The sequence below is a fragment of the Alcaligenes sp. WGS1538 genome (genome assembly GCF_043187505.1).
Lineage (GTDB): Bacteria > Pseudomonadota > Gammaproteobacteria > Burkholderiales > Burkholderiaceae_B > Alcaligenes.
Genome location: NZ_CP171109.1, coordinates 472928 through 486473 on the forward strand (window position 1 = coordinate 472928; position 13546 = coordinate 486473).

At 55.8% G+C, this 13546-nt stretch carries 13 protein-coding genes; 10 read left to right on the forward strand and 3 right to left on the reverse strand.

What is annotated here, in order from left to right; all coding sequences use genetic code 11:
* Positions 1-107: 107 nt before the first annotated feature.
* From ACF3ND_RS02165 to ACF3ND_RS02210, 10 genes are all read left to right on the forward strand, one after another.
* Positions 108-1151: an SIR2 family protein gene (locus ACF3ND_RS02165; protein WP_394063806.1), complete on the forward strand. Its 1044-nt coding sequence runs from the start codon at positions 108-110 to the stop codon at positions 1149-1151.
* Positions 1148-2899 (forward strand): ATP-binding protein, encoded by a 1752-nt coding sequence (locus tag ACF3ND_RS02170; protein WP_394063808.1) that lies wholly within the window; start codon positions 1148-1150, stop codon positions 2897-2899. The genes ACF3ND_RS02165 and ACF3ND_RS02170 overlap by 4 nt, the downstream gene beginning before the upstream one ends.
* Before the next feature lie 165 nt (positions 2900-3064).
* Entirely contained in the window at positions 3065-3736 is a 672-nt protein-coding gene (locus ACF3ND_RS02175) for an HNH endonuclease signature motif containing protein (RefSeq protein ID WP_394063810.1), read from the forward strand.
* A complete protein-coding gene (locus tag ACF3ND_RS02180; protein ID WP_155848064.1) occupies positions 3733-4152 on the forward strand; it encodes a hypothetical protein in 420 nt (139 codons plus the stop codon). The genes ACF3ND_RS02175 and ACF3ND_RS02180 overlap by 4 nt, the downstream gene beginning before the upstream one ends.
* Before the next feature lie 812 nt (positions 4153-4964).
* The gene (locus ACF3ND_RS02185; protein WP_394063812.1) at positions 4965-5486 is read left to right on the forward strand and encodes a ferritin-like domain-containing protein; all 522 of its coding nucleotides are present in this window, start codon (positions 4965-4967) and stop codon (positions 5484-5486) included.
* A gap of 45 nt (positions 5487-5531) precedes the next feature.
* Complete coding sequence (locus ACF3ND_RS02190) at positions 5532-5771, forward strand: hypothetical protein (RefSeq protein WP_394065880.1); 240 nt, start codon at positions 5532-5534, stop codon at positions 5769-5771.
* 61 nt (positions 5772-5832) lie between these two features.
* The gene (locus ACF3ND_RS02195; protein ID WP_394063814.1) at positions 5833-6117 is read left to right on the forward strand and encodes a hypothetical protein; all 285 of its coding nucleotides are present in this window, start codon (positions 5833-5835) and stop codon (positions 6115-6117) included.
* Positions 6118-6120: 3 nt separating this feature from the next.
* Entirely contained in the window at positions 6121-6960 is an 840-nt protein-coding gene (locus ACF3ND_RS02200; protein WP_394063816.1) for a DUF2243 domain-containing protein, read from the forward strand.
* A gap of 635 nt (positions 6961-7595) precedes the next feature.
* On the forward strand, positions 7596-8807 hold the full coding sequence (locus ACF3ND_RS02205; RefSeq protein WP_394063818.1) for a DNA cytosine methyltransferase: 1212 nt from the start codon (positions 7596-7598) through the stop codon (positions 8805-8807).
* Positions 8804-9454, forward strand: a complete 651-nt coding sequence (locus tag ACF3ND_RS02210) for an Eco29kI family restriction endonuclease (protein ID WP_394063820.1) — start codon at positions 8804-8806, stop codon at positions 9452-9454. Before ACF3ND_RS02205 ends, ACF3ND_RS02210 begins: the two co-directional genes overlap by 4 nt.
* A 270-nt stretch (positions 9455-9724) precedes the next feature.
* On the opposite strand, the gene ACF3ND_RS02215 is transcribed toward ACF3ND_RS02210, so the two are convergent.
* The 3 genes from ACF3ND_RS02215 to ACF3ND_RS02225 all read right to left on the reverse strand — a co-directional run bounded on the left by ACF3ND_RS02215 (position 9725) and on the right by ACF3ND_RS02225 (position 13447).
* On the reverse strand, positions 9725-10162 hold the full coding sequence (locus ACF3ND_RS02215) for a very short patch repair endonuclease (protein ID WP_394063822.1): 438 nt from the start codon (positions 10160-10162) through the stop codon (positions 9725-9727).
* A gap of 519 nt (positions 10163-10681) precedes the next feature.
* A complete protein-coding gene (locus ACF3ND_RS02220) occupies positions 10682-11182 on the reverse strand; it encodes a hypothetical protein (protein WP_394063824.1) in 501 nt (166 codons plus the stop codon).
* Positions 11183-11407: 225 nt separating this feature from the next.
* Entirely contained in the window at positions 11408-13447 is a 2040-nt protein-coding gene (locus ACF3ND_RS02225) for an alkaline phosphatase family protein (RefSeq protein WP_394063826.1), read from the reverse strand.
* Between the last annotated feature and the right edge of the window lie 99 nt (positions 13448-13546).

Sequence of the window (13546 nt, forward strand, 5' to 3'; positions counted from 1 at the left end):
TAGGCTTTCGCCGGGTTCTGTATTACACAGTCATTTAAAAACTCTCACGTGGGCGTCAACACGATCTTTAGCTAGTTTAATAAGACCTTCAAGGACGAGAGGACCGGATGGAGCTTCATAGCGTCAAATTACGCCTTCAAGAGCACCTCAGCGATGGAATGGTTACGGTGGTTGGTTCCGGCCTCTCCTGCGCTGAGGGCCTCCCGGGGATGGGGGAACTAGCAAATTACTTGCTCACCAATATTGGTTCTAATTTAGAAGAAGACGATTCGACTGCGTGGAAAGAGATAGGGCGATTAATTTTGAGCAAAGGCCTGGAGGCGGCGCTCTTAGCCATGCCTCCAACACCTGCCCTCGAAACAGCCATTTCCTCTGCTACGGCAGAGCTAATATCTGAGCGTGAACGATCGGTTATATCTGAGGTATTTTCTGGAAAGCGAAAACTGCGACTTACTCGACTGCTTTCGCACCTCGTTAAGCCGCCCTCTGGACTAACGATTGTCACTACAAATTATGACCGGTTAGTAGAAATCGCCGCGGAAGAGGCGGATCTTGGGGCTGATACGATGTTTACCGGGCGCTTCGCCGGCCAGCTAAACGAAAATGAAAGCCGGATGAGCTTCTGTCGGGGAATCACTATGAAACCCCGGAGAGCGGCCTCTTTACAGTTCAGACACAGAGCTATCGTTTGCAAACCTCACGGAAGTCTTGACTGGTACGCAAGAAATGGGCGCCCGGTATTCTATGCCGGAGAATTAACTGGAGTCAGCCGCCTAATAATAACGCCTGGACACAATAAGTTTCGTAACGGCTACGAAAGCCCTTTTGACCACCATCGGTCCAAGGCAAACGAAGCAATTGACCGGGCGAGTCGATTCTTAGTCTTGGGGTACGGATTTAACGACGATCATTTAGAAACGCATTTGTCGCCCAGCATCAGGGCTGGCAAACCAACATTGATGCTGACGCATTCGTTATCTGCCGTGGCAAGAGATTTTGCATTCAAATTCCCGAGCGTTATTGCTCTTGAGCACGCCCAGAAATCTGGGGTCACCGGCACGAACGCCATAATTGAACAGCAAGAGTTTTTCTTCCCAAATATTGCAATATGGGATGTTGATTCCTTTGTTACGGAGGTACTTGAACCATGACAGCCACACCCGCAGCACTACAATTTTCCGAAGCTGAGTTGCTTGGCCGAGTGTCTTCGGTCGATACAAGCCAAGTCGCCGTCGATGTATCTAACTCAGGGTTATTGACCAGAATAGGCATAGGTAACCTAATCGCAATTAAGGGTAGTACCGAGCGCGAATTCCTAATTGCAATTACAGAACGGGTCACACGTATCCTAAGCGATGCGCTACCTGACCAATTGCCTGCGGATGGCGAGGACTTACCACTAACCGCTGTACCTACCGACGCGGTAAGAGGCGCATTGATTGGGACTTTTCGCACCGTAGATGGGGAAAAGAAAAATACGTTCAAACGCGGTGCTGATAGTTTTCCACAGATTGATCGCGAGTGTTATGTCATAGAAGGTGCAAATCTTCAACGATTCATGGGCATACTTGGCGCCGACTACCCGGCGAACGAAAGACTAAAGCTGGGAGCTTTTGTTGCTGATAGAACCGCAGAGGCTATTGCCAGTGGCGATAAGTTTTTCCAAAGACATGCCGCGATTCTGGGAAGTACTGGTTCGGGAAAAAGTTATGCAGTGGCATTAATTCTCGAGCGGGCAGCCCAGCTCAAGTACCCTAATATCCTTGTGTTTGATATGCACGGAGAGTATGCACCGCTGTCGGATGAGAGCAAGGGCGGCTTTGCCAGCAGACTGCGCATCGCAGGCCCCGGGGACTTGGCTCAGCCAGCCGACGACGCGTTGTTCCTTCCCTATTGGCTGTTGAATCGAGATGAGATGCTGTCAATGATTCTCGACCGTAGCGATCAAAATGCGCCCAATCAAGCTTCTAGGTTCACGTCTCATGTACGCACTTTAAAAGAGCGAACGCTCAAAGCAGAAGGCAAAGATGACGTAGCGCAAACCTTTACTGTTGACTCTCCAGTTCCGTACGAGATAAAGGATCTACTGGATCTCTTAAACATAGACAATACCACCAAGGGCGTCGGCAAAAACGGACCTGTTAAAGGTGAATGGGAAGACAAACTGACGAGATTTATCTCTCGCATGGAAGCAAAATTGGAGGATCGACGGTATGGATTTATGTTCTCCCCGCCACCCCCTGCAATCGCCTACGATTGGCTCGCCGGACAGATTGCAAAATTGCTTGGTTCGAATGGAGGAAAGGGCATAAAAATAATCGACTTCTCAGAGGTGCCATCAGATGTCTTACCGGTAGTCACAGGAACTCTTGCTCGACTACTCTATGACGTGCAGTTCTGGATGGCCGGAAGTGATCGCACGCCGGTCACATTGCTTTGCGATGAGGCTCACCTCTACCTTCCGGTACGTGACGATGCTGATGCTGTTCAGCGTCAAGCCTTGGGGGCTTTCGAGCGTATTGCCAAAGAAGGCCGGAAGTACGGCTTTTCATTGTTAGTCGTTAGTCAGCGCCCGTCAGACGTCAGCAGAACAATATTAAGTCAATGCAACAACTTTTTGTCTTTGAGATTAACCAACGATGCAGACCAGGGAGTAATTAAGCGCTTGATGCCCGATTCCTTAGCCGGCTTGACCAGCGTGCTCCCTTTACTGGATACAGGCGAAGCCTTGATGCTAGGCGACGCGGTTCTACTACCCTCTCGTATCAAACTGGACTTGCCCACCATAGTTCCTGATAGTGCAACCCGAGATTTCTGGAAGGATTGGGGAACACAAGCTCCAAATGTTGCAGCCCTGACTAAAGCTGTAGAGTCACTACGTAGCCAAACGAGAAGATAAATTGTTTGGGTCGCAAAATTTATCCTCCTCGCCAAATGAAAGCCACATGCTATTGTGGAAGATTAGGAACTCACTGTTATCTACGTTATTTATTACTAGGGCAGCCATATGGATATCTAATGTAGAAATCCATCCGGCACTTGAAGCATATGGAGTCGCTTAACCATGGCAATTAGTGACAACACGGTAAAGCTGCTCTGGGGCCGTGCAGCCGGAATTTGCTCAAATCCTGGCTGTCGGGAAGATCTGACCGTCCTGCTCGAGGGTATTCGTGGCTTCAACGTTGGCGAGATGGCTCATGTTATTGCCAGTAGCCCTACTGGCCCACGAGGAGTGGCCGGCGGAGGAAGTGATGAGTATGAAAACCTAATTCTTCTGTGCCCAACGTGTCATCGTAAGATCGACAAAGCTCCGTCGGGAACCTACTCGACGGAAACGCTTCATTTATGGAAAAGATCTCACGAGGCTAGCATTCGTTCCAATGGCATGGCAAAAATTTTTCAGAACTCTGAAGAATTAAAGAAACACATAACATTTCTGCTTGCTGAAAACCATGCGCTGTGGACCACTATAGGGCCGCAATCCTCAGTGGCAAAAACAGATCCCGGATCAAACATGCATGAAATTTGGACGTTGCGAAAACTTGATACGATCGTCCCCAATAATATTGAAATCGTCAATACAATCGGGGCGAACTTTAGGCTGCTCAGCAAAGCAGAAATATATCTATTTTTCTTATTTAAAAATCACGCTAAGGCCTTTGAGCAACACCAATACACTAGGTTAGACAATTACCCACTTTTTCCCCAAGAGTTTGAGAAAGCGATGCAACCATGAGCCAGAACGGAAGCAACACTTGGAATGTGAGCTTTGCCCAGATTTCATGGCTCGAGCGACTTATTCGAAGCCACGGAAACTTTCTCAACCTCAGCCGGCATCACGATATCGCGTTCGAATTAGATCGACGTCAACAGCAAGATCATCTTTCCATAATATGTCTCAACGAGTACGCAATGGGGCTTACCGCAGTACATCGTGTTATCCATGAATTCGGAAAGCCATCAATTATTTATATTGGTGGCGGGTGGTGCGGTTACACGGAGCAAGCAAAGGAATTTTGTCTTTCTGAGCGTATAGGACTTTATGTCACAAATGAAATGTCGGGTGCTCTTTGGGCCAGCGAATATTGGGGATATCATCAACGAGACCAGAAAGGCAATCCAAACTATTACTTTAGTCGAGAGCAGGCTTAGTTCTGTCTATGGTTTCGGATCCGCGTTTCGCGGAGAAGAATTTCAGGACATTGACATACTCGCCGTACTCGGTAAAAAAGCCGGTTCCATGATAGAAACTTACTATGCTTTGCGGGAGGTGCTTGTGAGCGCAATGAGAATGTACGGCGCTCCAATACACTTGACGGTACTCACGGAGCCTGAGTTCGAGTCAAGGCCTCTCAAGTGTATGAAAGAGCTTGTCCCTTTGTGGACTAATGAGAGCTAGAAATCTCTTCCAGCAGCGTCAAGGCAGCTAAAGTCGGAGCTAGTGACCAGCGCGATTGTTACTCGCTTCACACTGATTTTTTCAGTGAAGTACAGGTACAGTACAGGTACAGTGACCAGTTTTCAGCAGCTCAGGTAAAATACGCTAACTTACTGATTTGAAACTGGTTTTACCTATTTCGACCTACGCTAGAATTCGCGCCATTTCCCTGTAGAAACACTGTAAATCACCGACTCAAAATCCCCCGCCGCAAAGCATGCCGGTTCGATCCCGGCCCCGGGCATTATCTAAAAATCTTCCCAGTCGCACATTGGTGCAATTACGCACCTAGTTCTTAGCCATGACAATGAGTTTAAGTTCCCGGGACTGACGAAATAAAGACCGCCCTCAGCTTTTGCACCGCACCACCACACCGAGCCGCCCCCGGCCTCTACAGCAAAATCTACCCCGTCCTGACCAACATTTCATCGCACCGACAGGGCCCAGCCCATCCCGTGGGAACGCCGCATGCTGGAGGCCGGCAGCCTGCCGCAGTTGCGGGGAGGCAAACTGACTGGAGGATGCTATGGATAGAAATGACTCACGTGCGAACGAGCACTTGATGGACTGGCTCAGGGATGCGCATGCCATGGAGGAGCAATCTGAAACCATGTTGAGCAGCATGCTCTCGCGCATCGAAAGTTACCCGGAACTGCGGATGCGCATCCAGCGCCACATCGATGAAACCCGCGAGCAGCAGCGGCTGGTGCGCACGTGCATCGAGCGGCGCGGCGGCGACACCTCGCTGCTCAAGGATCTGACCGGCAAGGTCATGGCTGCTTTCCAGGGCTTCTCGGGCGTTTTCGCTTCCGACGAGGTGGTCAAGGGCGCGATGTTCAGCTTCGCTTTCGAGAACCTGGAAATCGCGGCTTACACCCAGCTCAAGGACGCGGCCGACTTCCTCGGCGACATGGAGACCGCTGCGGTGTGCCAGCGCATCCTGGGGGAAGAGCGGGCCATGGCGCAATGGCTGGAAGAGCACTCGCCCGCCCTGGTGCAAAGTTTTCTTGCGCGCTCTGAAGATCCAGACACGCAGGCCAAGCGATAAACGCAGGGCGCCAGGGCCGCATCGCGGCCCTGGGCGGAATAAAGTGTGAAATTTACCGACAGGAAAGTCTGGCGACTGCACGCATGCCGCCCCTGTCGGCTGGAGGCCATGATGACGACTCCCACTCCCGAAGACATGAATCCTGGCGACCAGGCGGTTCCCGGCACGCCCGGCACCGGCGAGGTGATTTGTCCCGCCTGCAACGGCAGCGGCAAGGTCGATCAGAAGCCCTGCGACGCCTGTGGCGGGACAGGCAAGGTTGTGCGCGGCGTCGGTGGCGCTTGAGCTGCGCAGCCGGGCACGCCGCTTGCTGGAGGGCGCTTTGTAAGCAACAACGGAGGCGACCATGAAGCCATCACACAATAGCGACCCGCAGCAGCAGCCATCTACCAAGGCGCCCGAGCCGAGCAGCGAATCCCAGGTCGACATTGCCTTGCGTGTGCAAAAGGATCTGAAACAGTCGAAAGACCGGCGCGAACCTGAGAGCCAAGCGGAGCCTGCCGGCCGCAAGGCGACGCAATTCGACGGCTCGCCGAATCCGCACGGGGACGAGGACTCGGGCGTATTCAAACCCGCCGACGACACGCCCGCCGTGTTGGAAAAGCGCAGCGGTCCGAAGAATCCGGGGTAAGGCGTGGACGCGGCGTCCTCCCTGGACGCGTCCGAGCGCGGCGTGCGCCGCGCCGGCGCGCTGCTGGGCTTCGCGATGGGCGGCTTTTTCGACGGCATCCTGTTGCACCAGATCCTGCAGTGGCATCACTTGCTGTCGGCAATCCAGACCGGGATCCTGGGGGATCTGCGCATGCAGGTGGCCGCGGACGGCCTGTTCCATGCCTTCATGTACGTGCTGGCCGCGTTCGGCCTGTGGATTCTTTACCGGGTGTGGAAACGAGCACCGGCGGCGCCCATGCGTCCTTTGTGGCCGACGTTCTGGATGGGTTTCGGCATGTGGCACATCGTCGATGCGCTGTTCTCGCACTGGATCATCGGCATCCACCGCATCCGTATGGACTCGGACATGCCACTGGTCTGGGATGTGGCATGGCTGGTGGTGTTTGGGCTGGCGCCGTTTTTTGCGGGTTGGCGCGGCCGGTCCGCGGGCGGCGGCCCGCCGAAGAGGCGTTCCCGCGTCGGCGTCGGCCTGCTGGTCGTCGCGTTAAGCTGCGCTGCCGCAGCCAATCTCTTTCCCCTGCGCGACGATAATGACACGACGGTAGTGGCGCTGCGGCCGAACGCATCGGCCGCGGGTCTGCTCCAGGCGCTGGGCGGGGCCGACGCCCGCATCGTCTGGACGGACCGCGCCGGCGGCGTCTGGGTCCTGCAGGGCCTCTCGTTGCGAGAGCGTCTCGCCTTATATGGATCCGGCGCGCTCTACGTCAGCGGAACGAGTTCGCCGGCGGGCTGCGCAGCATGGCTGCAGGCGGCGAAGCCGGGGCCAGCGCTATCGGTCGAGACGCAGGCCGGGCTGATGTAAGCCTCCATCTCGTCCGTCCGCCGGCGTCCTTGTCTCAGAATAGTCATGCCGCAATGAAACGGCCGCCTCGAGGGAGGCTGTGGGAAGCTCCATCGACCTCAGAGTTGACCAGTGCTGGTCCACTGCCATACAACATCTACGTGACGTGCGAATCGTGGGCGGACCGTTGAGGAAACGGTGGGTCTTCGCCTGGAAGTCGGTGGTTGTGGCTAGCACGTCCTTGGCGCCCTTATTGAGTATGGCCGCTATCGTGCTGATTGCTTCAGTGCGGCTAAGTTCCGCAGTGGCAATATCTAACAGCATGTCCTTGCCCCCCGGGTTGTCTTCGGTCAGCCCCCAGTGAACTTATCTAACTTATCTATATGTCGCCGCCAATCCTCCCTGGTGGCCACTAAATCACTCCAGCCGCAGGTTGGCCAGTCTCGGATTGCCCCGTGTGATTCCCATAGTGTATTGATTGCGAGCGTTTACTGTGAGCAAACGTCTCTCTGGAACTTTTGCGTGTATTCTGCTCGGGCATGACTATACTAGCGTCTTGACACGGATACGCCGAGAGAAGTGGTATGGTCCGGTAACGAAGGTTTTTTGGTAGAATACTGTATTTAAAGTCAGTATTTTGGTGTTGGAGGTGCGGCATGAAATCGGTGGAGCTATTCGCTGGCGCGGGCGGGCTGGCCATGGGCTGCGAAATCGCGGGTTTCAATCACCTTGCCGTAGTTGAATGGGACAGATGGGCCTGTGACACTGTGCGCGAGAATCAGAACCGCGGCTATCCTCTGTTATCCAACTGGGTGCTGCACGAAGGCGATGTCCGAACATTCGATTGGAGCTCGGTGCCACCAGGTATCGATTTGCTTTCCGGCGGCCCGCCATGTCAACCCTTTTCAATCGGAGGCAAGCATAAGTCCTATGTTGACGTCCGTGACATGTTCCCAGCGACGGTCGAAATCATCCGTCGACTTAGACCCAAGGCCTTCATTGTCGAAAATGTGAAGGGGTTGACGCGCTCATCCTTCGCTAACTATTTCACCTATGTTCAGCTTCAGTTGGAGTTCCCCGAAGTTCCTCCGCTGGAGAACGAAGACTGGTCCGAGCATCTTGCCCGCCTGCAGATTGAAAAAACGTCAGGTAAGCGCAAAGGGCGGGGGCTTACCTACAACGTGGTGCCTACGCTAGTCAACGCGGCTGATTACGGCGTTCCTCAGAAGCGTGAGCGGGTCTTTATCATTGGTTTTCGTGATGATTTGGGGATCGAATGGTCCTTCCCAAATCCTACTCACAGCTATGACGCGTTGTTGCGAGATCAGTGGATAACCGGTATCTATTGGAGACGACATGGTATGCGTATGCCGCCCATGCCTCAAAAGCTCGCGAATCGAGTGGCCAAATTGCGGCAAGCGCCGCTCTTTGACACGCTTGCCTGGCGTACGGTCAGGGATGCGATTCAAGGGCTGCCCGATCCGCGCTCGCGTGCGGCGGCGCAGGTACCTAATCATGTGTTCCAAGCTGGCGCACGCAGTTATCCCGGCCACACCGGTAGTCCATTGGACCTGCCAGCCAAGACACTGAAAGCCGGCGATCACGGCGTGCCCGGCGGTGAGAACATGCTGGTTGACGACAATGGCGGTGTGCGGTATTTCACAGTGCGCGAAAGCGCACGCATCCAGACCTTCCCCGATGGATTCAGGTTTCACGGCAGCTGGACCGAGACCATGCGCCAATTGGGCAATGCCGTACCGGTTCTACTCGCGCAGCGTGTGGCCTCCAGCGTGGCCGAACAATTGGCGCTAGCCGAACTGCGGGCCATAGGAAAAACACAAAAAGACAGGAAAAGGGTGAACGCGTGACAGCTAAGGTTATTCCATTCAACCCATTAGACAAGAAGAACCTCGGCGCGAGCGTTGCTGAGGCGTTGCTCACTAAGGAAGCACATCCGTTGGGTGAACTCTCTCCCTTTGAGGGCGCGGGCATTTACGCTATCTACTACACAGGCGACTTTGAGGCCTACGAATCACTGGCTAGGTTCAATCGGGACGAGAAGTTTCTTTGGCCCATCTACGTAGGCAAGGCGGTGCCAGCCGGTGCCCGCATGGGCTCCAATCTGGAGCTGAGCGCTGGCAAGGTCTTGCATAAACGGCTAAAGGAGCACGCCGAAAGCGTCAAGGCTGCTGAGAACCTGCACATCAAGGATTTTCATTGCCGCTTCCTAGTGGTGGACGATATTTGGATACCTCTGGGCGAATCTCTTATTATCGCGCGCTTCACCCCCGTCTGGAACTCCCTAATCGATGGTTTCGGCAATCATAATCCCGGGAAGGGTAGGCACGCGGGCATGCGACCGCGCTGGGATGTCCTGCACCCCGGCCGCGCGTGGGCCATGAACCTGGCGCAGCGCCCTGAGACCCAGGCTCAGATCGCGCAGGACGCATCCACCTATTTACGAATGCCGCCTGCCTGTTTATCCGGACAGTTTATCGAGGCCGAGGGGCAATGACACTTAGGCTGCTCTCACAGTCGCGGATTTGTTGAGTTTTATGAAAGACGAACTCGCCTATAACCTTCGATACCAGAATTTCGGTGGCTGATTATGTTGACTTCATCACGATTTGAAGTCGCCTGTGATGACGCTCACTACGAGCACTAACACGGTTCGTGAGCTACTGCTTCCGGTCAAGTTCGCGTTGAGACTAAATTGGCAAATTACTGTGTTGCCATGCCACGTCATTATTTTTTAAGGAAAATGCCATCTATTCCTATGGCGTGGCTATTGAGGCGTAAGCGAGGGTTTACGGGTTTCGTCAAGAAAACACGTAATCCTTTGCAGCACTGCCTCCATATCCCGCAACTCACATTCCCAAACCACCATTACTTCCCAACCCATCTCGTGGAGCTTGCGATAGTTGTTGGCATCCCGTGTCTTGTTCCCTTCCAGCTTGGCTGCCCAAAAATCTTGATTGGATTTTGGCATTCGCGCCAATGTGCAAGACTCGTGTCGATGCCAAAAGCAGCCATGCACAAAGATTACCTTACGTCGGCCCGCGAATACTAAATCCGGCTTGCCAGGTAGCTTGGCTTCGTGTAGGCGATAGCGATAGCCGGCACTATACACAAGACGCCGGACCTGCATCTCGGGGCGAGTATTTTTCGCTCTAACCAGAGACATGACATGGCTTCGTTCAGAGATACTGATTGTATCAGTCATGGCAACCCTATCTGATCCACATGGAAAGGCATTCCCGGCGCCCTGCGGCAGGGATTCAGGGAAATTAATAATGAGCCGATTTCCACAGATAATTAATCATACCTGGCGATTGACAACAAACATATCGAATTCATGTTTGTGAAGCATCGGGTTGAGCCAGATGGCCTCGGTAGGTAAGGGATGTACGTGGAGCCCGCGTTGATCTATAAAGATATTTTATAGCTCTAACCGGTGATTGCATTTACCCAGCAGAACCTGCACAGGTTGAGTAGCTAATGCGTAAGTCTCAGCTAGAGCCATCATCTTCAGTACCTGGTGTGAAGACCGATAGTTATTTATAAAAGCGTGTTCTGTCGATAAGCATACGGTTAGCATACCGTAAGTTTTCGAAGCAATACCGATGCACGCTTTGTTCCTTCAATGTCCGGACCACTCACTCGACCATGCTGCTCCGCTTCGGGCAGTGCGACGTGGTAAATCATTGATATGGTTTGAGCAGGTTTTTACTGGAGTATTATATTATCTCCTGAAATTCCGATTACCCGTCATGATGTCGTCCACGGTCGGGCCGGGCTGCATGCCGGGGGGGCGGCCGTTGTTATAGCCGCTCGATCCGAAGATGGATGGTTGCCCCGCATGGCTGTTGGGGTTGCGGTCATCCTGTGTAATGCTGAACTCGATATCGCCGTTCGAGGCTTTTACTGATCGAGTGCCTGTGTAGCCAGAATTTTTTTCTTCCTGGACTCGGAATTCTTTCGATATTTTCGATCCGTCTCCGAAGATGGAATCCTGTTTGTTTTTCGAGGGCGCTTGCACGCCGGGCTGCATCGGCAAAGCCCGGGGTGCCGGAGGGGGCGGGGTGCCGCCGAATTTGAATCGCTTGTCCACGGCGCCCGTCTCGTAGCCGGGCTTTTCCGCCGCCGAGCAGGTTTTGCATGGTTTGACGGTGTCTGCCCACGCATGGGGCCACGTAGAAAGGCCCAGGACAACAAGGCCTGTATTGACGAGAAGTTTTCTCATTTGCTTCTTGCTCCTGTTCCTGCTTATCCGGCATTGGGTGCGCCAATGCAAGCTTAACAAGATACTGGCTGACGCTGGAGATATCTTTTCGGCTTTTCGCGATCTGTCTATGTTGCGCTTCAGGATACGCAGCAGGTGTTCGCAGTCGTCGCGCCATAGGTGCGCCATCTTGGGTGGCGGCAGGCGCTGCCGCGGTTCCCGATAAAAAGGGCTGATCAGGCTTGACTAGGCGTCCGTGGCCGGGTGCTTGTCGGCCGCCACTTCGGGCTGGTCTTGTTCGGGCTTCAGGAATTGAGTGGACGGTTGGCCGTCGGCGTTGTGTTGCAGGATGCGGGAGGGGCGGCCCTGGGCGTCCAGCCAGACCTGACCTATGCCCGAACCGTTCCATACGCGTTCGCCGCGGCGGCGGCGATCGGGCAGGCGCGGGACGATGGCAAGGTCGCGGCGCTGGGTGAACCAGTTCAGGGGCGAGCGCGGCGCGTACAGCCAGCGGTTCAGGCGATCCAGCCAGTCCAGCAGCCGGCGCGGGAATTCGTTCTTGATGCCGCTGCTGGTGATCTGCCAGATGTGCGGCATGCGGTCGCTGTCGCGCACCTGCACGTCGTAGGCAAAGGAGTAGTGCACGTCGCCCGACAGGATGACGTAGTTGCCGGGCGTGCGGGAGTGGCGAAAGATGTTCAGCATGACGCTGGCCGCGCCGCGGTGCGCCATCCAGTTTTCCGCGTCGACGGTCAGCGCATGGCCGGCAAAGGTGCAGATCCGTTGTATGACTTCGATCAGCTTGACGCCGAACATGGGGGTGGGCGAGACGATCACGGCGGCTGCTTCATCCAGCAGTTCATGCTGCAGCTCGACCAGCGATTCCCAATCCATCAGTCCCGAGGGGCGGCTGGGCAGGCGACGGCTGCGCCAGCGGCGCGTGCGCGTGTCGAGCACGATGACGGTGGGCTGGGTCCGCAATACATAATCCCATCGCTTGAACGACAGGAGGCGGTCGACCAGCGCATCCTGCGCCGCGGCGTCGAGCCGGCCCTTGTCGTCGGGCGCGGCCAGCAGGGCATCCGTGTCGTCGAGCACGGCGCCGAAGACATCGGGCCGGTTGCCCCAGCCCTGGCACAGCATGTAGGCGATCAGGGCGTTGCCCACGATGCGCCGCGAGAATGGATGCCCGTAGGCCGTGGCTTCCCATTTGGCCGAGAGGTTCCAGTCGTCGGTGATGTCATGGTCATCAAAGATCATGAGCGTCTGGACGTGGGCGAGCAGGCGCGCGGCGCGGGGCAGTTCTCCGCGGAAACCCTGCAGGGCCCCGAGTTCGCGTTGCCAGCGCTGCGCGTGTTCGGCATCCAGGGCGGGCATTTCGGGCTCGGGCAGGAGCTGCCAGGGCACGGGCGACCAGACGAGCAGATACATGGCCAGCACCTCAGCTAGCGTCACAAGGTGGTTGTGCGCATTGGCCGTGGTGAAGACGGGTTTTTCCACGCCGCCGAAGAAGCGTTCGCGCAAGGCCTCGTTGGATTTGAAGGCAGGCAGCAAATCCTCGCGGCGGTAATAGCCGGCGGGATGGGCGTAAAGCTCGGCGCTGTCGGAGACGACGGCGCCGTCCAGGCGCTCGCCGTACAGGCCAAGGCGCTGGATCAGCGCATGGATCATTGCGAGCATGGGGCCGGCCACGTCGTCCGCATAGACCTGGTCGCCGCACAGCATGAGCATGGCGGGCCGGGCGTCGGCCTGGGCGATCTGGCCGGCCAGCAGGCCGTCCGCGCGCGCGAGCCCGTCGGCGGAGCGATGATGCGGCTTGCGGCACGAGCCGTAGAGGATGTTGTCCGCGCGGCTGCGCAGCACCAGGCTGGGGCGTGTTGCGCCGTCATGGAGCAGGTGCGGCGCCCATTGCGCGATGCCGGCTTGCCGGCCGTCCTCTGCGGTGACGATCAGATCGTAGTGGATCAGCGCGTCCTGCGGCAGGGGCTCAGGCAGGTTCACGTCGATCAAATGCAGATAGGCGTGGCGGCCGATGGGAAGGAGGCGACAGCACGTGGCGTCCAGCGGCACCTGGCGGGCCGGCTCGCCGCTGGGCTCGAGCAGCAGGGTCAGGCGCAGCGGTGCGCTGCCGACAAGCCAGAGCACAAGGCGGTCAGGCTCAAGGCGCCGCAGGATGGGGCCGGCGAGTACCGGCGGCAGGGGGCTGGAGTTTGGAGTTCGACTCAATCGAGTGTGCGATGGATGCGGGAAAGACCGGGTTAGTGTAACCGGCGCCTTGTGATGCATAAAGCAATTGTGGCGCACAGACCGATGGCGTCGGCATGCGCAGCTTGCGGCGTCCTGGAACGGCACAGGAAGACGTGCCGCTCAATGTCCGGCCGGCCA

Coding starts and splice junctions, on each gene's coding strand:
- ACF3ND_RS02165 (WP_394063806.1), top strand. CDS start 108: ATGGAGCTTCATAGCGTCAAATTACGCCTTCAAGAGCACCTCAGCGAT.
- ACF3ND_RS02170 (WP_394063808.1), top strand. CDS start 1,148: ATGACAGCCACACCCGCAGCACTACAATTTTCCGAAGCTGAGTTGCTT.
- ACF3ND_RS02175 (WP_394063810.1), top strand. CDS start 3,065: ATGGCAATTAGTGACAACACGGTAAAGCTGCTCTGGGGCCGTGCAGCC.
- ACF3ND_RS02180 (WP_155848064.1), top strand. CDS start 3,733: ATGAGCCAGAACGGAAGCAACACTTGGAATGTGAGCTTTGCCCAGATT.
- ACF3ND_RS02185 (WP_394063812.1), top strand. CDS start 4,965: ATGGATAGAAATGACTCACGTGCGAACGAGCACTTGATGGACTGGCTC.
- ACF3ND_RS02195 (WP_394063814.1), top strand. CDS start 5,833: ATGAAGCCATCACACAATAGCGACCCGCAGCAGCAGCCATCTACCAAG.
- ACF3ND_RS02205 (WP_394063818.1), top strand. CDS start 7,596: ATGAAATCGGTGGAGCTATTCGCTGGCGCGGGCGGGCTGGCCATGGGC.
- ACF3ND_RS02215 (WP_394063822.1), bottom strand. CDS start 10,162: ATGACTGATACAATCAGTATCTCTGAACGAAGCCATGTCATGTCTCTG.
- ACF3ND_RS02220 (WP_394063824.1), bottom strand. CDS start 11,182: ATGAGAAAACTTCTCGTCAATACAGGCCTTGTTGTCCTGGGCCTTTCT.
- ACF3ND_RS02225 (WP_394063826.1), bottom strand. CDS start 13,447: ATGCATCACAAGGCGCCGGTTACACTAACCCGGTCTTTCCCGCATCCA.